We start from the raw sequence: 19,819 nt of genomic DNA, 5'->3' as shown, positions 1-19,819 counted from the left end.
GGGGGTGGGGCCCGTGGGACGGGAGGTCGGGCCGCCCGCTCCCGGGCACACCGGATGTGACGTGCGCACCGCGTCTCCCGGGACGGGAGCCGGGAGGCGCGGCGAACGGGTGGGCACGGCGGAGTGGAACCTGGTGACCGACCGGGTGACCTGGAGCCCCGGGTTCTTCGCCGTTCTGCGCCGGCCCCCCTCGGAGGGGCCGCTGACGCCGGACCGCTTGCCCGCCCTGCTCCGGGTGGAGGACAGACCGTTGTTCACCGGCGCGCTGACCCGGTGCCTGGTGGACGGCCGACGGGTGGAGTGCGGGTTCCGGGTGACCGATCCCGGCGACGGACCGGATGTCCCGGTGCGGTTCACCGCCGAGCCGGTGATGGACGAGCACGGCAACACCACCGCGATATGGGCGATGGCGAGGGAGACCGCCCCCGCGGCGGGCGCGGACGGTTCCGCCGGGGAAGGACCGGGCGCGGGGACGACCGAACGGTTCCGTCGGCCGGCGGAACGGAGACGGTCGTGGACCGCTCCTCCCCCCTGGCCGGTCCCCGCCGGACCGGCGGTGGGGACGGGGGAGGGCGACGGGCCGGACATCGCCGCACGGTATCTGCCCGGTCCCTCGGGGGCGCCGGCGGGGGGCGCGTGGTACGACTTCCTCCGCCTCTCGGACGGGAGCGTGGCCCTGGGCACGGGGGACGCCGGCCCGGGCATCGGAGTCGATCCCGCCGCGCGGGCCGGGGTGTCGGCCCTGCTGGTGGGGGCGATGCGCGGCGTCGCCCTGACCGGCGCGGCGCCGGGACGGGTTCTGGATCACCTCGCGGAGGTGGTGGGAAGCGGAGGGCGTCCGGTGCCGATGGCCGCCCTGTGCTGCCGTTACCGCCCGGGGGAGGACCTGCTGAGGTGGGCCGGTGCCGGGCACCCCGCTCCGCTGGTCTTCCGGGGCGAGGGGGGCAGGGTGCTCCCCCGACCTCCCGGGGAGCCGTTGGGGACGGGGGACGATCGGTTCCACCGGGAGCGCGTCGATCGGCTGGTGCCGGGGGACACCCTGCTCCTGTACACCGGGCGGCTGTTCCCCGTCACCCGCTCGGTGACGGGGGGCACCGGACCGCACCCGCGCCTGCGCGCCCTGGCCGCCGCGATTCCCGCCGCGTCCGACGCCGGGGAAGTCGCCGACCTGGTGGTGTCCGCCGCCGATCCGGTGGAACTCCCGGGGGATGCCTGCCTGTTGGTGATCCGTCCGACGGATGGGGGCGGGGGACGGGGGGTGGAGGGGACGGGACCCCCGGGCTCCCCCATCCATCGGGGCCCGCCGGGTGGTGAACGGGGCGACCCGGAGGGGAGGCCGGGCGGGGCCCGTCCGGCCCCGGGCCGGCGCGCGCGGCCGACGGACGGCCGCACGGACCGGTGCCGGGGTCAGACCCCCGCGGGGTCGCGGGCCGGTCGCGGAGCCGTGGGCAGCGCCGCCTCGATCTCCGAGCGCAGGTCGTCGATGCGCGGTTGGCCGCCGTAGACGGCCGAGAGCCGGTACATCTCACGCAGCCGGTCCCAGGTCCGGTGCGAGGAGGTGGAGTTCATCGTGGCCAGCGCCAGTCGGGCGTGGCGGTCCGCCTGGTCGGGATCGTCGCCCAGGAAGCACGCCGACGCCAGCGAGATGTGGTCCAGCAGCGTGGAGCGCTCCCGTCCCCCGCCCCGCAGTCGCAGGGCGAGTTTGGCGTGGTGCTCGGCCGTGGCGGCGGCTCCCGGGTCGTGTTCGGCCAGGGTGCGGTGGGCCAGCGCCTGCATACCGTGCAGATCCGCCTCGTCGAACATCTGCATCCAACTCGGCGGTGGGCCGTCACCGCGGTCGGATACGAACAGATCCTCCGCCTCGCCGAGCGAACGGCGCATCGCCTGCCCCTCCCCCTTGGACGCCTGTGCCCATGCCTCGATGGTGCGGAACATCGCCCGGGTGCGGGGCAGCGCCCGCTCCCCCGCCCCCGAGGAGGCCAGCCGCATCAGGTCCAGGGCGTCGTCGGGCCGTTTCAGATGGACCATCTGACGGGCCGCCCGGGAGAGCGCCTCGCTCGCCCGGGGCGCGTTCCCGCTCTCCCGGGCGGCGTGCGCGGCGATCACGAAGTACTTCTGCGCCGTGGGTTCCAGGCCCACGTCGTGGGACATCCATCCGGCGAGGACGGAGAGGTTGGCGGCCACCCCCCACAGCCTGCGCTGCAGGTGGTCGGGGTGCCGGTAGGCCAGCATCCCGCCCACCTCGTTGAGTTGGCCCACCACGGCCTTGCGCTGCAACCCCCCGCCGCGGGAGGCGTCCCAACGGCGGAAGATCTCCACGGAACGTTCGAGGGCCTCGATCTCGTCGGAGCCGACCGGAGTGGCCTCGTAACGGTCGAGATCGGTCGGATCGACGATGTCGGGGTCGGTGGCGGGGGCGGCCCGCAACCAGCCGTGCAGGGCGTCGCTGAGTGCTGATCCCGCGGCGAGCGCGGCGCCCGCGCCCACCATGCCGCGTCGGTTGAGCATGAGGTCCATTCCCGTGAATTCGGTGAGGACCGCGGCCGTCCGTCGGGAATTCCAGGGCAGGCCGTCCACGGCCCTGCGCTTCCCCGTCTCCTCCCTCCGGCGCAACCCGAGATCCTCGATGGTCACGACACGACCGAGTCGCTCGGTGAACAGGAACGCCAACACGTCCGGTACCGGGTCGCGGGGAATCTCCCCCAACTCGATCCAACGGCGCACCCGCGAGGTGTCCGTGGCCAGTTGCGCGTGGCCACGGGCCGCGGCACGGCGGTTCACGAGTCGGGCGAGTTCGCCCTTCGACCAGCCGGCCAGACCGAACAGGTCGGCAAGCCGGGCGTTGGGTCCCTTGGTCACGTCAAGCCCCCAGGATCTCGGCTGACCCGACATTAGCCCGCCGCCGGGGGGCCCCGGCCGATTCGCCAGGTTTCGCCAGGGCGCGCCAGATGGCGGGCCACCGGCGACGCGCGGTGGGGTAGAACCGCGTCACCCCGGTCCCGGGGCGGCCGGCGCTTCCCCAGGGCGTCGGTCGTGCCGGGAGCGGGGTGCGCGTTCATCATCCACTCGGGAAGGAATCGCGTTCGTCCATGTACTCGACACCCACACCAGTGTTCCCGCGCCGGGAGCCGGCCCCGACGGGGTCGTCGGGTCGCGCGGCGACGACTCCGGGCCCGGTGGGAGCGGCCGGTCGGCCCGCGCGTCACGCCGGCCTCCGCCCGTCCGCCCCGCCCATCGGACGGACGGAGGCGTCCGGTGAGCGGGGCGAGCGCATGCGGCGGGCCCTGACGGCGGTGCGGGGCGTGTGTCCCGACTTCTCCCCCGCGCAGCTGCTGCGCGATACCGGGAGCACGCTGCTGGTGGTGGGGACCCTCGGTCGGCGACCGGTGCTGGCGAAGTACGCGGCCGACACCTCCCCCGCCGTCGGCGACCGGCTGCGGCACGAGATAGCGGTGCACCGCGCCTTCGTCAGACACCGACCCCCGGTGCGCGCGCCCCGCCTGGTCGCCGCCGACCCCGGGGCGGGGGTGCTGGTGACGGAGTTCGTGCCCGGTCGGGCCGCCGCGGGCCGCCGCCATCCGGTGGCACCGCCCTCCCCCGGCGACCTGCGGGCGGTGGTCGGGGCCTTCCGCCGATTGAACGAGTGGGAGCCCCCGGGGAAGACCTTCTCCCTGACGGTGGATTATCCCGCCAGGGTGGTGCGGTACCACGCGCTGGGGCTGCTGACCGACCGTGACGTGGGGGACATCCAGACGTTGTTGCACGGGTTGCGGACCGGAGCGGGTCGGCCCCGGGGGAGCGTCCGGCAGGGCGTCGGGGACGGCTCCGACGGACTGCCCGGACAGTTCTGCCACGGTTCGGCCGTGCCCGCGAACGCCGTCCTCTCCCCCACCGGACCCGTACTGGTGGGGTGGGAGGCGGCGGGCTGGTACCTGCCCGGGTACGACCTCGCCTCGCTGTGGGCGGTGTTGGGGGACGCCCCCGGCACCCGGCGCAGGATCAGCCACGCGGCGCATACGGCCGGTCCAGGGGCCAGGGACGCCTTCCTCGTCAACCTCCTGCTGGTGCTCACCCGTGAGGTGCGGCTGTGCGAGGAGGCGGTGCAGCGCGCCATGCGGGCGACGACCCCGCCCGAACCGTCGGCGCGATCGGTGGGCGGGTTGAGCCCGGGCGAGGAACAGCGCTTGCTGTTGCGCCGGTTGCACGAGGACTGCGCGATGGCCCGCGGCGCGGTGCGGGCCGCGGTGGGCACCCGCTGAAGGGGCCGGCGAGCCAGTCGGGGGCGCGCCGAGGAGGAGCGGGGTCCGGGGATGTCGCCGAACCCGGGCCCGGGTACCGGGGTCCGTGAGGGGCGACGACGCCTCGGGCCGGTCGGGCGGGGAGCCGCGGGAGGGCTTCCGGACGACCGGTCCCGTTCGCGCACGGGGAGGGCGGCCCGGCGGGCCCGGGGTCAGCGGCGGAACAACTCGGCGGGCAGTGGCTTGAGCAACCGGTACAGGTCCTCGGTGATGGGGCGGTCCCAGCTGGCGATGGTCACCAGGACACCGTCGCTGCGGTCGAACTGCACGCAGGACACCCGGTCCTCCGAACAGGTGACGCGGTGCACGATCAGCAGATTGTCGTCGTGCATGACGGGCATGTCCTCGGTACCGGTGACGGTGACCGCGTCGACCGAGGCGTCGTCCATCTCCAGGGCCTGGAGCAACTGGGTGACCTCGAAGGGAACCTCGTCCTCCTCCACGTCGCGGGCGGGTGACCCGGGCGGCAGGTTCCCGATGACCATGGCCGGTCCGCGTCCCCCGAAGAGGTCGTAGCGCAGGATCACCCCCTGGCAGGTGCCGTCGTCGGCGGGGAGGAGACCCGCGCCGAGCACACCGGGCCAATCGCCGGGGTCCATGGCGAGAACGTCGAAGTCCGGCCCGGCCGGGGTGGCGGCGCTGCGGCGGCGGAGAAAGGACATGCGGCCATGGTACGCGGCGTCCGGGGTCCACCGGCGCTCCGGTGGCGGGCGTCCCGTCCCGGAGCCGCACGCCGCCCGGTACGGCGTATCGGACCCGCCGGCGGGCACCGGGCGGCCCCCGGGATCACGCCGTGCCGGGGAGATCGGGGCCGGCCAGTTCCCGGCAGCGCGCCTCGTCCTCCCGGGCGGCCAGGGTGTCGGGGTGATCGGGGCCCAGGGAGCGCTCCCGCCCCAGACGCACCCGTCGGTACTCCTCCAGCGCCGGTCCCCACCGCCCCATCCGGCCCAGGGCGACGGCGACCTCGCGACGGCTCACCAGGGTGTCGGGGTGGTCGGTGCCGAGCAGGGCGGAACGCATCGCGCAGACGTTCCGCGCCTCGCACAGCGCCTCCTCCCAGCGCCCCAACCGGCCCAGGGTGACGCCCAGTCCGTGCCGGGCCCGGAGGGTGGCGGGATGATCGCCCCCGAGGGCGACGGACCGGTCTGCCACCAGATTCCGGTACACCTCCAGTGCCTCGGCCGGGCGGCCCAATCGGCCCAGGCAAATGGCGCACTCGTAACGGGAGGCGAGCGTGTCGGGGTGCCGCGGGCCGAGGGTCCGTCCGCGGGCCGCGGCCACGCCCCGGTGACCGTGCAGCGCCTCCTCCCAGCGCCCCAGGCGCCCCAGGGCGAAGGCGACGTGGTGCAGGCTGTCCAGGGTCTCGGGGTGCTCTTCTCCCAGTGTGCGGGCGCGGTCATCGGCCAGCGCCGCGTGCACGGTCCGGGCCTCCTCCCAGCGACTGTCCCACCCCCGGTCCCCGATCGGGAGCCGGCCGAAGGAGGCGTCGCCCGGATATCGCGAAACGGGGTGCGCGGGGGGCGGCCCGGTCGGCCGGTGGGCCGGAACGGGTGTCGGGGGGCCGGTCGGGTACCACTCGGCGACCGGGGGCACTCCCGGCCCACCGGCCGCCGGCAGGGACGGGACGGGCGGCGGGGGCGCTCCCGGCATCACGGCTCCGACCGATCCCCGTCCCGGGAAGCCGCCGGTCCGACCGGGCGGGGAGGACAGCGGACGCCGCGGGAGGGGGGCGTGCGTCGACGGACCCCCCGCGGCCGGCACTCCGGGACCACCACGGCCGATCGATTCCGGTCGCGTGGTGTGCGCGGGAGCGCCGAAACCCGGTGTGCCGGGGACGGGGCCGGGATACCGGTCGGGACGGCCGGCGGGATCGGGGTGGCCGGCGTCCCGGGGGTGGGTCCCGGCCCCGGGGTGGACTCCGGGGTGTCTCCGGGAGTCGCCGGTCGCGGAAGCCGTGTCGCCGGCGCCGGGGGAACCCGCCGTGGGTTGCCGAATCAGGCGGCGTCCCGACGACCGGGACGGCGCGGCCCGCCCGACGAGGCGGGCGGCCCGGTCGACGGTGTCCAGCGGACGGTGGTCGGGGACCTTCGCGAGCAGGTCCAGGATGAGACGTTCCAGACCGAGCGGGAGGTCGGGGCGCAGGCGGTGGGGCGGTTCGGGTGCGGCGTCCCGGTGACCGATGAGCACGGCCCACGGATCGTCGTAGGCGAACGGGGGCCTGCCGGTGGCCAGTTCGTAGAGGACGCAACCGAGGGAGTAGAGATCGCTGCGCGGGTCGACCACCCCACCGGAGATCTGCTCCGGGGACATGTAGTGCGGGGTGCCCATCGCCATGCCGGTGACGGTGAGACGGGCGTCGGGGTCGATGTCCCGGGCCGGTCGGGCGATGCCGAAATCGCACACCTTGACCGTCCCATCGGTCAACCGGATGATGTTGGCGGGCTTGAGATCGCGGTGCACGATCCCCCGGCCCCGGGTGTGGTCGAGGGCCTCGGCCACCTGGCGGGCGATGTCGGCGACCTCGCCGTGGGGCAGGGGCGCTCCGGCTCGATCGGCCAGCAGCACACCCAGGTTGCGGCCGTCGAGGAACTCCATGACGAGGTACAACAGCCCCTCGTGTTCACCGAAGTCGTGCACGACGGTGATGCCGTGGTGTTGCAGCCCGGCCGCGAGCCGTGCCTCGCGGCGGAACCGTTCGCGCAGCGGATGCGGCGCGACGGAGTCGTCGCCCGGCCCACCCCCCGGGCGGAAGCACTTCACGGCGACCCGCCGGTCCAGGGCACGGTCGCGGGCCCGCCACACCTGGCCCATGCCGCCCCGACCGATCTGCTCGAGCAGTTCGTACCGTCCGTGGATCAGCCCGGGATCCGTCATCGTCCGTTCAGAACCCCCGTCTCCGCCCCGCTCCGTGCGGCACACCGCCTGCCGCGGCCAAGTATGGCGGCGGAACGACGGCGCACATGGATGGTGTCGGGGCGGCGAGGTGTCCGCCGGAAGCGGCGTGAAGCGCCCGGAAGGGCCCGGGTACGGGCCGGTCGGGGCTCGGCGGGGCGCCGGGGCCGGCTCGCGGTTCACCCGCCGGTTTCACTCCTGCGGGTGGTCCCCCGCGCCGGCGGTGGACCATCGACCCTCCCCCGCCGGGGTGGTGATCGGATCGTCCGTCGGGTGGACGGGGCGGGTCGGGGGGAGGCTCGGCATCACGTGGATACCGCCCGGAGGCGACGGTTCCCCGGTCCGCGCGGGCCGGCGGGATACCCCGCCCGGGTGACACGTGCACCGGTCGGCGACACCGCGGCGCGGAGAGGGAAGCGGGGCGGCACCCGGGGTCAGCCGTCGGACCCACCGGCGACCGCGGCGGGATGACGCGGCGGACCGGCGACCCCGGCCGGACGGCGGGCGGCGAACTCCCGGCGCAGCACGGGGACGACCTCCTCCCCCAGGAGGTCCAACTGTTCCAGCACGGTCTTCAGCGGCAGACCCGCGTGATCGATGAGGAACAGTTGCCGCTGGTAGTCCCCGAAGCCCTCACGGAAGGTCAGGGTCTTCTCGATGACCTGTTGGGGGCTGCCGACCGTCAACGGGGTCTGCTCCGTGAACTCCTCCAGCGAGGGACCGTGACCGTAGACGGGGGCGTTGTCGAAGTAGGGGCGGAACTCGCGAACGGCGTCCCCGGAGTTCTTCCGCATGAAGACCTGCCCGCCGAGTCCGACGATCGCCTGTTCCGGCGCACCGTGACCGTGGTGGGCCCAGCGCCGCCGGTAGAGGTCGACGAGGCGCAGGAAGTGTTCCTTCGGCCAGAAGATGTGGTTGGCGAAGAAGCCGTCTCCGTGGTGAGCCGCCTGCTCGGCGATCTCGGGACTGCGGATCGACCCGTGCCACACGAACGGCGGAACGCCGTCCAGCGGACGCGGGGTGGAGGTGAAGCCCCTCAGTGGGGTGCGGAAGCGTCCCTTCCAGTCGACCACGTCCTCCCGCCACAGCCGGCGGAGCAGTGCGTAGTTCTCGATCGCCAACGGGATGCCCTGTCGGATGTCCTGACCGAACCAGGGGTACACCGGTCCGGTGTTGCCGCGTCCCAGCATCAGGTCGACCCGCCCGTCGGCGAGGTGCTGGAGCATCGCGTAGTCCTCGGCGATCTTCACCGGGTCGTTGGTGGTGATCAGGGTGGTGGCGGTGGAGAGGATCAGCCGTTCGGTGCGGGCGGCGATCCAGCCGAGCAGGGTGGTCGGCGAGGAGGGCACGAAGGGCGGGTTGTGGTGCTCCCCCGTGGCGAAGACGTCGAGTCCCACCTCCTCGGCCTTGAGGGCGATGGCGAGCATCGCCCTGATCCGCTCGTGCTCGGTGGGCGTGCGGCCGTCGGTGGGGTCGGTGGTGACGTCACCCACGGTGAAGACGCCGAACTGCATCGCGTTCACCCGATCCATCGATTGAAGCGTCAATTGCATTCTCCCCAACCCTTCCCCGACCGGGAGTGTTCCCGCGCCCCGGCGCGGCACCCCGGGATCCGGTTCCGCCGCCGGGGTGACCCTCGGCCGGGTCGGTGGCGTGCCCGGCGCGCGTACTGTCCCGGCGCGCCCCCGGTCCGTACGCTGGTGGTCCCCGTGCCGGGAGCCGACGACGATCGCGTGACCCACCCGCGGGTGGGATGCGGCGGTCCGTGTGGAGGGAGAGCCGCGTGAAGATGTTGATCAACGTGCCGGAGCGGGTGGTGGAGGACGCGCTGCGCGGCATGGCCGCCGTCCACCCGGAACTCACCGTCGACGTGGCCAACCGGGTGGTGGTGCGGCGCGACGCCCCGGTGGCGAACAAGGTCGGGCTGATCTCCGGCGGTGGATCCGGCCACGAACCGTTGCACGGTGGTTTCGTCGGCCCCGGGATGCTCGACGCGGCATGCCCCGGGGAAATCTTCACCTCTCCGGTTCCCGATCAGATGCTGCGCGCCGCCGCCGCCGTGGACAGCGGCGAAGGGGTGCTGTTCGTGGTCAAGAATTACACGGGTGACGTGCTGAACTTCGAGATGGCCGCCGAGCTCGCCGCCGAGGAGGGCATTCGGGTCGAGACCGTCACCGTACGGGACGACGTCGCGCTGCCCGCCGGGGAGGGCGCGGGTCGCCGGGGCACCGGCGGCACCCTCTTCGTGGAACGCCTGGCCGGCGCCGTCGCCGAGGCGGGCGCCCCCCTGGAGCGGGTGACGGAGGTGGCTTGTCGGGTGGCCGACTCCTGCCGCAGCTTCGGGGTGGCGTTGGCTCCCTGCAGTACCCCCGCCCGGGGCGGCCCGACCTTCGACCTCCCGGGAGGCGAACTGGAACTGGGCATCGGCATCCACGGGGAACCCGGCCGCGAACGGCGCGGAATGATGACCTCGGGGGAGATCGCCGACGCCACCGTTGACGCGCTGCTGGACGACCTGCGACCGGACAACCCGGTGCTGGTGCTGGTCAACGGTATGGGGGCCACCCCGTTGCTGGAGCTGTACGGGTACGCCTCGGAGGTGTTGCGGGCGCTGTCGGAGCGCTCGGTCGTACCCGCCCGCACCCTGGTGGGCGACTACGTGACCTCCCTCGACATGGCCGGCTGCTCGGTCACGCTGTGCCCGGTCGACGAGGAGTTGCTCCGGCTGTGGGAAACGCCGGTGCGCACCCCCGCCCTGCGCTGGGGTGCCTGAGCCGGACGCGGCGCGGGAAGGGATGTCCCGTTCCGGGGGAGACGCGACATCCCGGGGACGGGACGAGGGTTCGGACGAGAGGGGAACGCGGAGATGGGACCGGATACCGGTGACCACGAGGACACCGAGCCGACGATGGACGCCGACTTCTTCATCCGCTGGCTCGACGCCGCGGCCGCCGCCGTGGCCCGGGACGCCGACCGGCTCACCGAGTTGGACGCCGCGATCGGCGACGCCGACCACGGCAGCAACCTCAACCGCGGGTTCACCGCGGTGGCCCGCCGTCTGGCGGAGCAGCCCCCGGAAACGCCCGGAGCGGTGCTGACCGGAGCCGGGCGTACCCTGATCTCCACCGTCGGCGGGGCCTCGGGACCGCTGTACGGGACATTGCTGCGGCGCGCCGGCAGGGAATTGGGCGACGCCCCCCGGGTCTCGCGGACCGGGCTCGCGGAGGCGCTACGGGCCGGCGTGGGCGCGGTGGCCGAACTGGGTGGCGCCACCGGCGGGGACAAGACCATGCTCGACGCGCTGGAGCCCGCCGTCGAGGGCTTGACGCGCTCCTTCGGCGCCGCCGCGGCGGCCGCCGACGAGGGCGCGTTGGCCACCGTCCCGATGCGGGCCCGGCGCGGCCGGGCCGGTTACCTCGGTGACCGCAGCATCGGCCATCAGGACCCCGGTGCCGCCTCCTCGGCCCTCATCATCGGGGCGCTGGCCGACACCGCGGGGCGGGCCCCGGGGAACGGCGCGGGCCGTGGCTGAGACCGGTGGGGAGAGCGCGGGCGCACCGGGCATCGTGCTGGTCTCGCACAGTCGGGAGGTCGCCGAGTCGGTGGCCCGGTTGGCCGCCGCCCTGGCGGGAGGAGCGGGGAACGTGCGGGTGGAACCCGCCGGCGGCGACCCCGGGGGCGGGATCGGGACCGACGCCGAGCTGATCACCGCGGCGGCACGCCGCGCGGACTCCGGCGCGGGAGTGGCGGTCCTGGTCGATCTGGGAAGCGCCGTACTGACCGTGCGGGCGCTGCTGGCGGAACCCCGGGAGGAGGACGGGGAAGCGGCCGGGGACGACCCGACCGAAGGGCTTCCCGTCGGGACCCGCCTGCTGGACGCCCCGTTCCTGGAAGGGGCGGTGGCCGCGGTGGTGGCCGCGGCCGGAGGGGCCGATCTCGAGGGGGTGGTGGAGGCCGCCGGAGAGGCCCGCGACTACCGCAAGCGGTGACCCGGGACCCGGAAGGGAACCCGGGGCGGCACCCGGGGAGGCCCGAAGGGGTCCGGGGACGGGACCGGGTGAGGCCGGGTACCCGGTCATCGCCCCGGTCCCGTCCGGTCGGGGCCGGGGTGGCGAAGGCTTCCGGGATCGCGCGCCGGACCGGGATCGCGCCCGGGAGGTTCGGAGCGGTTCGCCCGGCGTCGGGGAGGGAAGGCCCCGACGCCCGGGAACCGTTCGGGGCCCGGGGTGCCGCCTACACCGCGGCCGTCTCCTCCCGGGTCCCCGATCCGCCCTCGTCGCCGTCGTTTCGGGCGGCCCCGGCCGGGACCCCGGTCGGAGGGCCGAGCAGCAGGGCGGCCTCGGCGTATCCCAGGGCCGCCGGGGAGAGGGTCGAGGGGCGCCCGGAGGCCAGCACCACGAGTCGCCCGTCCCCGCCCGTCCCGCCCCGGTCGGCGGGGACGCCCCCGCCGACGGTCCCGGCACGCCGGAGCACCTGGGCGGCGACCGCCCGCGCGGAACCGTGCAGCCGCACCGGGGCGCCGATCGCCTCCGTCAACCGATCACGGATGGTCGCGGCGACCAGTTCGTAGTGGGTGCACCCCAGCACCACGTCCCGTACGCCGGGCGGTGTGAGTCGGGCGGCCGCGTCCACCGCCCGGGTGATCGCGGCCGGGTCGGCCCGCTCCACCGCGTCCGCCAGACCGTGACAGGGCACCTCGGCGGTCTCCACCCCACCGGCGAACTCGGCGATCAGCCGACGCTGGTAGACGCTGCCGGTGGTGGCGGGGGTGGCCCAGATGGCGAGGGGACCACCCGCCATCGCCCCGGGCTTGACCGCGGGCACCGTTCCGACGACCGGGACGGCGGGCTCGAGTTCGGTCCGCAGCGCCTCCAGCGCGTGCACGGAGGCGGTGTTGCAGGCGACCACGAGGGCGTGCGGCCCATGGGCCAGTGCGGCGCGCGCGCAGCGCAGGGCCCGCTCGGCGATGTCGCGCGGGGCCCTGGGGCCCCAGGGCATCCCGTCCGGGTCGCCGGACAACACGAGGGAGACATCCGGGCGTGCACGGCGCACCGCCGCGGCGGCGGCGAGAAGTCCGAGACCCGAGTCGATGAGCGCGATCTTCACGGGGCCAGGGTACGGGGCGCCGGTCCCCCGGGGCGGTGGGGCGGGTCGTTCGGGCCCGGGTGCGGGCGGGGACGCGGATCGGCCCGGGCCGTGTGCCGGGGCACAGCCGGAGTACGAGGAGTGGGAAGGGCCGACCGGCCCGGGGGCGAAAGACGGCTTCTTTCGTGAAGAAAATGAGAAAGCGAGAGGTTTTTTTCGTCTTTTTCTGCGTTTTTGCTGTTTTTGGGTAGGCAGAGACCGCCCGACTACCCGAAATGACCTTCGGATCGGGCTCCCCAACGGGCGTGTCAGGGGCTTACCTTATGTCGCATGACCTCCCCGCACCCGCCTCACCCCGGCGACCCGCCCCACGGGTCCCCGATGTACGCGACGTACCCGTCGCCGCCTACCCCTCCGGGTCATCATCAGCCGACGCGTCCCGTGCAGTCCGGCGCCCCGAACGGTCATCAGAGCAACTTCGCGAACGGCTCCGGTCGCACCGGTGCACCGACGCACTTCGGCACCTCCGCTCCGACCTCCGCCTCCTCCGGCGCCTGGGGTTCCCCCGATGGGTGGGGCAACACCGCCCCGGTGTCCCCGGCCGCTCCTGCCCCCTCCCGGGCATCTCATTCCACCCCGGTGTCCCACCCGGCTCCCCCCGGAGGACCCCGGGGGGGCAACGGCGTCAACGGAACGGGGTACGCCCCGGCGCCCTCCTCGTATCCCGCCAACGGTTCTTCCGGGTCGACTCCCGCGTACGGGTCGTACCCGACGCCGGGTTCCGGGAGTCCCTCGCCCTCGTACGGGGGGTCCCCCTCCTCGTACTCCTCGGCCGGCTCGTCGGGTTCGTACTCCTCGTCGGGTTCGTACTCCTCCGGGTCCCATGGCTCGGGGTACTCCTCCTCGTCGTACTCCTCAACCATCGGGACGCCCTTCGCGGACACCCCGATATACGACAGCCTGGTGGCCGAACGGGGCACTCCGCAGATCGCGCCGATCCGCGTGCCCTCCGCCTGGGAACCCGCCGCACCGGCGATGCCCGGCCTCCCGGCTCTCCCGGCGGCCCTGCCCGCACTGCCCGCCGGCCCCTCCGCCGGACGGACCGGCGGACCGGCCGTGCACCACGTGCCGGCGGGGGTTCCGGCCGGTGGACGCCCGGCCTGGTCCGGCCCCTCGTCGGTCCCCCAGCCGATGGTGGGGCAGGTTCCGCCACCCTCCCGGGGCTACCGTCCCCAACCCGGTCAACCGGCGCCCATCCCCCAGCAGATGCGTCCGGCGGACGGACGACAGCCGTACCCGGATCCCGGCTACCAGTCGTACGGTCGCCCCGCCGGGGGGTACTGAAAGCGGTCCCGGCTCGGCGAGGAGGTGGGACCGGGGAACGGACCCGGGAGGTGCCGGGAGAAGAAGCCCGCGGACGTTCCCGCCCGGATCGGTCGCGCCATGGGGCGGGGTGACCGATCCGGGCGGATCCGGAGACGAGCGGACGGTGCGGGACCGGGGAACCACCCGGGCGGGAGAGTGCCGGTCGAGCGCGGGAACCCGGTTCACCTCCCCGCCCCCGGCCGGGGTGTCAGATCTCGACGTCCTCCAGGATCCCGAGGGCATCGGGGACCAGCACGGCGACCGAGTGGTAGAGGCTGACCAGATAGGACATCACGGCGCGGTCGTCGATGCCCATGAAGCGGACATTGAGCGAGGGCTCGACCTCGTCGGGAATGCCTTCGCAGCGCAGGCCGACGACACCCTGGTCGTCCTCCCCGGTGCGCATCGCCACCACCCTGGTGGTGTTGGCGGCCGAGATCGGGATCTTGTTGCAGGGCAACAACGGGATACCCCGCCAGGAGCGGACCATGACCCCCGCGACCTCGGTGGGTTCGGGGTGGATGCCGCGGGCGGTGCACTCCCGGCCGATCGCCGCGATCGCCCTCGGGTGGGCGAACAGGTAGCGGGTTCCGCGGCGGCGCGAGATCAGTTCGTCGAGGTCGTCCGGGGTGGGTGGACCGCTGCGGGTGTGGATGCGCTGCCGCAGGTCCGCGTTGTGCAACAACCCGAACTCGCGATTGTTCATCAATTCGTGTTCCTCGCGCTCGCGCAGCGCCTCCACCGTCAGCCGGACCTGCTCCCGGAGCTGGTTCATCGGCTCGTTGTAGAGATCGGCCACCCGGGTGTGCACCCGCAACACCGTCTGCGCGACGCTCAACTCGTACTCGCGCGGCGCCGGGTCGTAGTCGACGAAGGTGCCCGGCAACTCCGGCTCCCCACGGTGACCGGAGGCCAACTCGATCTCCGCCTCACCCCGCCGGTTCTGCCGGGGCAGCGCCCGCCCGGTGAAGGCGTCCAGGTGTGAGCGGAGGGTCGGGAACTCCTCGCCGACTCGTCGAACGGCCTCCAGCGGGAGCGCCAACACGGTGCAGCGGGTCGCGGCACGCAGGCCCGTGCGCCAGGTGCCGGGATCGGTGCCGACCATGGCACCCTCCCCGGCGTGGTCCCCGTCGGCGAGCGTCTCGAGTTCGGCGGCTCCCTCGTAGGGACCGGGCAGCAGACGTCGAACCTTCCCGTGGGCGATGAGCAGAACCTCGGTGATCGGCGCCCCGGCCACGGCCAGGTCCTCGCCCGCCGCGTACTCGCGCTGTTCGCAACGGTCGGCCAGCGCGCGCAGTTCCTCGCCGTCGGGGAAGCCGGACAGCGGTGGCAGTTCGGTCAGTTGGGCCGGAATGACCCGCACCTGCGCGCCGGAGACGACGAACTCCACCCGCCCGTTGCCCACGGTATGGGTCAATCGCCGGTTGACCCGGTAGGTTCCGCCGCGCACGTCGACCCAGGGCAACAGTCGGGGCAACCACCGGGAGGAGATCCCCTGCATCTGTGGGGGCGTCTTGGTCGTGGTCGCCAGATTCCGGGCGGCCGTGGTCTCCAGGCTGCTCGGCAGGGGCTGGGTCATGGGATACGAGATGCCTTTCATGAGGAAGCGCGCATGGGAAAACGCGTGTGAGCGGGCGCGCATGAGGAAACGCACGTGAGCGGGTGCGGGCGTGGGAACGGGCCCCCGCCGCACCGGGTAGCGGAGCCGGGGCGGATGGGGACCCCGGGACCATGGCGCGGGAGGGTTCGGGCGGGCCGCCCCGGATCCGGGGAGCCGGTCCGCCCCGGTGGGGCGGACCGGCGGGGGTCCGCGCCGAGAACCCGACTCGACGGCCCGCCTCCCACCCGGCGACCCACGACCCCGTGCCCGGGTTTCCGGCGCGGAAGGAAAAGGGATCAGCGGCCGATTTCGACATCCTCGAGAATTCCCAACGCGTCGGGGACGAGGACCGCCAGTGAATAGTAGGCGCTGACCAGATAGGACATGACGGCCTTGTCGTTGATCCCCATGAAACGGACCGACAGGCTGGGCTGGTATTCGTCCGGAATTCCGGTGTGGTGCAGGCCGACCACCCCGCGGTCCTGTTCACCGGTGCGCATCACCACCACGGAGGTGGTGCCCCGCTCGCTCACCGGGATCTTGTTGCAGGGCAACAGCGGCACCCCGCGCCAGGAGGGCACGGGCCGACCGGCGTACTCGACGGTGCCGGGGTGGATGCCGCGGGCGGTGCACTCCCGGCCGATCGCCGCGATCGCCTTCGGGTGGGCCAGCATGACGGTGGGGTTCTTCCACACCGTGGCCAGGAGTTCGTCGAGGTCGTCCGGGGTGGGTGGACCGCTGCGGGTGTGGATGCGCTGCCGCAGGTCCGCGTTGTGCAACAACCCGAAGTCCCGGCTGTTGATCATCTCGTGCTCCTGGCGCTCGCGCAGCGCCTCCACCGTCAGCCGGACCTGCTCCCGGAGCTGGTTCATCGGCTCGTTGTAGAGATCGGCCACCCGGGTGTGCACCCGCAACACCGTCTGCGCGACGCTCAACTCGTACTCGCGCGGGGCCAGGTCGTAGTCGACGAAGGTGCCCGGCAACTCCGGCTCCCCACGGTGACCGGAGGCCAACTCGATCTCCGCCTCACCCGCCTCGGTGCGGCCGGCGTGGTAGTCGGCGGCCCGCCCCAGGTGGGCCGCGAGCGAGGGGGAGCGCTCCAGCACCGTGCGGAAGTGGTCGCGGGGCAGTGTGAGCACGGTGCCGCCGGTCAGGGAGACGAGGGAGAAGCTCCGCTCACCGAGCCCCCCCGATCCCCCCTCCGCCAGTACCCGGTCGTCGACGAAGTCCCCGTCGGCGACCACTCCGAGGTCGACCTCGGAGTCGTAGAGGCCACTGATGCGGCGGCTGAGCTTGCCGTGCGCGACCAGGACGACGGAGTCGGCGGCGGAGCCCGCCTCGAAGATCACCTCACCGGCGGCGAAATCACGCTGGACGCAGCCATCGGCCAACTCCCGCAGGACGTCCGGGTCCTCGTACCCCTGCAACAGGGGCAGTTCGGTGAGTTCGGCGGGGACGACCCGCACCTGCGCGCCGGTGGAGACGAATTCCACCCGCCCGTTGCCCAGCGTGTGCCCGAGTCGTCGGTTCACCCGGAAGGCGCCCCCGGACACCTGAACCCAGGGAAGCACCTTGAGCAGCCACCGGGAGGTGATGCCCTGCATCTGCGGGGGCGTCTTGGTGGTGGAGGCCAGCGTGCGAGCGGCTTCCGTCGCCAGACTGAGCCGGGCCCGGTCCGTCCGCTGCTCGGATGTCGGTTCGACCGAGGTCACCATAATGAAATGCCCGCCTTTCCTCCGACCCGCGGCCGGAGATGAATTCCCTGCACGCGAACGCGGGACGCGATCGCACGGAAAAGGTAACGACCCCGGAAGCACAAAGGCAATCACTCAAAAGTGAAGGGCAATTCGAGAATTGTTCGGAACCGGCCGGGGTACCGTCATCACCCACCATCGACGACGACCCGGCGTCACGAGTGGCAGACCGATGGTCGTCTCCCCCGGGTTCCGTCCGCCCCGTGGGACCGGGCCATCCGGTCATTCCATCGGCCCGGTGCGCGCTACCGTGGTGCCCCATCACCCGCGGCCGCGCACGCGCGTTCGCGTTGATCCACCGATCGACCGACTGGGGCACGACACTTCATGGCAGAGGGTTCCGTACAGGTGACGCACACCGGCAGTTCCCGCTGGCGGCGGCGAACCGCCTCCTACCCCACGGTCGCCGAGGCGCTGTCGGTCGCCGCCGACGGGGACGTGTTGGTCCTCTCCCCCGGCGTGTACCGGGAGAACGTGGTGCTCTCCCGCGCCGTCACCCTCCGGGGGCCCGAGGAGCCCGGCGACGCGCCCGCGCGCATCGCGCCGGTCGATGGGGTTCCGCTGACCGTGCGGGGCTCCGCCACCGTCAGCGGTTTGCGTGTGGAGGGCCAGGATGTCGCCGTCCCGGCCGTGCTGGTGGAGAACAGCAGTCCCGAACTGGTTCGACTGCGGGTCCACACCTCCTCGGCCGCCGGTATCGAGGTGCGCGGTGGGGCCCGCCCGACCGTTCGCGAATGCGCCGTGGACAATCCCGCCGGCACGGGAATCTCGGTTTCCGAGGAGGCGGGCGGCCTGTTCGAGGAGTGTGCCGTCTCGGCCGGCCGGGTGGGGGTGGCGGTGCAGGGCCCGGCCCACGTGCGGCTCGAGGGATGCCGCGTCGAGCGCGCCGAGGGAGCGGGGCTGTCGGTCACCGGCGCGGAGGCGGCGGTGGACGCCACGAGGTGTTCGTTCTCCGGTGTGCGCGGCCCGGGGGTGCGGCTCGCCGACCGGGCGACCGCGCACCTCGGGGAGTGCCGGATCTTCGGCACGACCGGTGACGGCGTCGCCATGGAGGGTGGGGCGGTGCTCACCCTCGCCGACGGCACGATCTCGGACATTCCGGAGAACGGGGTGGATCTGCGATCGCGTTCCGTGTTGACCCTGGTGCGCTCGACCCTCTCCGGCTTCGGCCGCAACGGACTGTCGGTGTGGGATCCGGGGACCCATGTGGACGCGCACCACTGCGAGATCTCCGGTGGCGCCGGCGAGTATCCGGCGGTGTGGGTGAGCGACGGCGCGACGGTGGTGCTGGAGGCATCCCACCTGCACGACGTCCCCGACGCCCTCTTCGTGCTGGACTCCGGTTCCCGGGCCGATGTGGTGGACAGCGAGATCCGGGACGTGCGCGGTTCGGCCGTCTCGGTGAGCGACGGCGCGACGGTACGACTGGACTCCTGCCGCTTCGAGGACGTGGGCACCGCCGTCTGGTTCCGCGACCCCGACAGCGGTGGCACCGTGACCGGCTGCACCGTGCGGGGGGCGACCACCGGGATGATCGTCAGCAAGGAGGCCGACCCCTCGGTCTCCGACTGTTCGATCACCGGATCGGCCGAGGCCGGGTTCCACGTCTCCGCCGGGCGGGGGAACTTCGAGAACTGTCGGGTGGGGGATTCCCGGGGGTACGGCTTCCACGTCACCGAGGGCAGCCGGGCGGTGCTGCGGCGGTGCCGCACCGAACGCTGCGCGCGCGGGGGTTACGCCGTGGCCGATGGTTCGGCGGAGTTGAGCGAGTGCCGCAGCGACGAGAGCCGAACCCGGGACACGGTTTCGGCCCTCGCCCCCGGCACGGCCGGCGGAGAGGCGGTCGGTGGTCTGTTGATGCCGCCCCCCGAGGCGCTGCCGCCTCCCCGGGGAGGCGGCGGGACCCCGGCCGCCGCCGGGAACGGCCCCGCCGGCACCCCGGACCCGGCGCGCGCCGGGAACCCCGACGGGCCCGGTACCCCGGACGACCCGGTGATCCGGGATTCCGGGGAGGTTCTGGGCGAACTGGAGTCCCTGATCGGCCTGGAGACCGTGAAGCGGGAGGTGCGGGCGCTGATCGACATGATCGAGGTCGGTCGACGCCGGGAGCGGGCCGGGCTGAAGGCCGCCTCGGCCCGCCGGCACCTGGTGTTCACCGGCTCCCCCGGCACGGGAAAGACGACCGTGGCCCGGTTGTACGGCGAGATCCTGGCCTCCCTCGGCGTGCTGGAGCGCGGACATCTGGTCGAGGTCTCGCGGGTCGACCTGGTCGGGGAGCACATCGGCTCGACCGCGATCCGCACCCAGGAGGCGTTCGACCGGGCTCGCGGCGGGGTCCTGTTCATCGACGAGGCCTACGCCCTCTCCCCCGAGGACGCGGGCCGGGACTTCGGTCGGGAGGCCATCGACACCCTGGTGAAGCTGATGGAGGACCACCGTGACGAGGTGGTGGTCATCGTCGCGGGCTACACCGCCGAGATGGACCGCTTCCTGGCGGTGAACCCCGGTGTCGCGTCCCGCTTCTCACGCACCATCACCTTCACCGACTACTCGCCGGGTCAGTTGCTGAGCATCGTGGAGCAACAGGCCGCCGAGCAGCAGTACGGCCTGGCCGGGGGGACCGGAGCGGCGCTGATGACGTACTTCGCCGCCATCCCGCGCGGTCCGGGCTTCGGCAACGGACGCACCGCCCGGCAGACCTTCGAGGCGATGGTGGAGCGGCACGCGGGGCGGGTCGCCCGGTTGGCGGAGCCCACCACCGAGGAGCTGACCCTGCTGGTGCCGGAGGACCTGCCGCCCCGGCCGTGAGGGAGGGTCCGCGGACC

General features: G+C 73.6%; 15 protein-coding genes. 7 read left to right on the top strand and 8 right to left on the bottom strand.

Translation table 11 applies throughout. From position 1 onward, the window contains the following. Positions 1-61: 61 nt before the first annotated feature. On the top strand, positions 62-1,504 hold the full coding sequence (locus LZF96_RS03965; RefSeq protein WP_308294141.1) for a PP2C family protein-serine/threonine phosphatase: 1,443 nt from the start codon (positions 62-64) through the stop codon (positions 1,502-1,504). Here the strand turns inward: LZF96_RS03965 and LZF96_RS03960 are convergent. Then, a complete protein-coding gene (locus tag LZF96_RS03960; RefSeq protein ID WP_233865654.1) occupies positions 1,408-2,859 on the bottom strand; it encodes a hypothetical protein in 1,452 nt (483 codons plus the stop codon). The two genes, LZF96_RS03965 and LZF96_RS03960, sit on opposite strands and share 97 nt — an antisense overlap. A gap of 230 nt (positions 2,860-3,089) precedes the next feature. Between LZF96_RS03960 and LZF96_RS03955 the strand changes: the two genes are divergently transcribed. Beyond that, positions 3,090-4,259, top strand: coding sequence for a phosphotransferase (locus LZF96_RS03955; RefSeq protein WP_233865653.1), 1,170 nt, complete (start codon positions 3,090-3,092; stop codon positions 4,257-4,259). Positions 4,260-4,450: 191 nt separating this feature from the next. Here LZF96_RS03955 and LZF96_RS03950 read toward each other — a convergent pair whose 3' ends face one another. The 3 genes from LZF96_RS03950 to LZF96_RS03935 all read right to left on the bottom strand — a co-directional run bounded on the left by LZF96_RS03950 (position 4,451) and on the right by LZF96_RS03935 (position 8,704). Continuing rightward, positions 4,451-4,960 (bottom strand): hypothetical protein, encoded by a 510-nt coding sequence (locus LZF96_RS03950; protein ID WP_233865652.1) that lies wholly within the window; start codon positions 4,958-4,960, stop codon positions 4,451-4,453. Between the two features lie 124 nt (positions 4,961-5,084). Then, positions 5,085-7,172, bottom strand: a complete 2,088-nt coding sequence (locus LZF96_RS26405) for a serine/threonine-protein kinase (RefSeq protein WP_267940423.1) — start codon at positions 7,170-7,172, stop codon at positions 5,085-5,087. A gap of 452 nt (positions 7,173-7,624) precedes the next feature. Continuing rightward, the gene (locus LZF96_RS03935) at positions 7,625-8,704 is read right to left on the bottom strand and encodes an LLM class flavin-dependent oxidoreductase (RefSeq protein WP_233865777.1); all 1,080 of its coding nucleotides are present in this window, start codon (positions 8,702-8,704) and stop codon (positions 7,625-7,627) included. A gap of 269 nt (positions 8,705-8,973) precedes the next feature. On the opposite strand from LZF96_RS03935, the gene dhaK reads away from it, so the two are divergent. From dhaK to LZF96_RS03920, 3 genes are all read left to right on the top strand, one after another. Beyond that, positions 8,974-9,963 (top strand): dihydroxyacetone kinase subunit DhaK, encoded by a 990-nt coding sequence (dhaK, locus tag LZF96_RS03930; protein WP_233865650.1) that lies wholly within the window; start codon positions 8,974-8,976, stop codon positions 9,961-9,963. A 93-nt stretch (positions 9,964-10,056) separates the two neighbouring features. Then, positions 10,057-10,722: a dihydroxyacetone kinase subunit DhaL gene (gene dhaL, locus LZF96_RS03925; protein WP_233865643.1), complete on the top strand. Its 666-nt coding sequence runs from the start codon at positions 10,057-10,059 to the stop codon at positions 10,720-10,722. After that, positions 10,715-11,179, top strand: coding sequence for a PTS-dependent dihydroxyacetone kinase phosphotransferase subunit DhaM (locus LZF96_RS03920; protein ID WP_233865641.1), 465 nt, complete (start codon positions 10,715-10,717; stop codon positions 11,177-11,179). Before dhaL ends, LZF96_RS03920 begins: the two co-directional genes overlap by 8 nt. Before the next feature lie 244 nt (positions 11,180-11,423). Here LZF96_RS03920 and LZF96_RS03915 read toward each other — a convergent pair whose 3' ends face one another. Both LZF96_RS03915 and LZF96_RS03910 read right to left on the bottom strand, forming a co-directional pair. Further along, complete coding sequence (locus LZF96_RS03915; protein WP_233865639.1) at positions 11,424-12,296, bottom strand: glutamate racemase; 873 nt, start codon at positions 12,294-12,296, stop codon at positions 11,424-11,426. Between the two features lie 605 nt (positions 12,297-12,901). Beyond that, a complete protein-coding gene (locus tag LZF96_RS03910) occupies positions 12,902-13,198 on the bottom strand; it encodes a hypothetical protein (RefSeq protein ID WP_233865636.1) in 297 nt (98 codons plus the stop codon). Here LZF96_RS03910 and LZF96_RS03905 point away from each other — a divergent pair. Beyond that, on the top strand, positions 13,197-13,619 hold the full coding sequence (locus LZF96_RS03905; RefSeq protein WP_308294145.1) for a DUF6643 family protein: 423 nt from the start codon (positions 13,197-13,199) through the stop codon (positions 13,617-13,619). The two genes, LZF96_RS03910 and LZF96_RS03905, sit on opposite strands and share 2 nt — an antisense overlap. A gap of 229 nt (positions 13,620-13,848) precedes the next feature. On the opposite strand, the gene LZF96_RS03900 is transcribed toward LZF96_RS03905, so the two are convergent. After that, on the bottom strand, positions 13,849-15,219 hold the full coding sequence (locus LZF96_RS03900) for a family 2B encapsulin nanocompartment shell protein (RefSeq protein ID WP_233865632.1): 1,371 nt from the start codon (positions 15,217-15,219) through the stop codon (positions 13,849-13,851). 317 nt (positions 15,220-15,536) lie between these two features. After that, a complete protein-coding gene (locus tag LZF96_RS03895) occupies positions 15,537-16,955 on the bottom strand; it encodes a family 2B encapsulin nanocompartment shell protein (protein ID WP_233865630.1) in 1,419 nt (472 codons plus the stop codon). Positions 16,956-17,321: 366 nt separating this feature from the next. On the opposite strand from LZF96_RS03895, the gene LZF96_RS03890 reads away from it, so the two are divergent. Next, on the top strand, positions 17,322-19,802 hold the full coding sequence (locus LZF96_RS03890) for a right-handed parallel beta-helix repeat-containing protein (RefSeq protein WP_233865627.1): 2,481 nt from the start codon (positions 17,322-17,324) through the stop codon (positions 19,800-19,802). Positions 19,803-19,819 lie beyond the last annotated feature (17 nt).

Source organism: Streptomyces sp. ST2-7A, assembly GCF_021390475.1.
Taxonomy (GTDB): Bacteria; Actinomycetota; Actinomycetes; order Streptomycetales; family Streptomycetaceae; genus Streptomyces.
The sequence above is the reverse complement of the archived record's forward strand: the minus strand, read 5'-3'. Positions and strand labels throughout refer to the sequence as shown.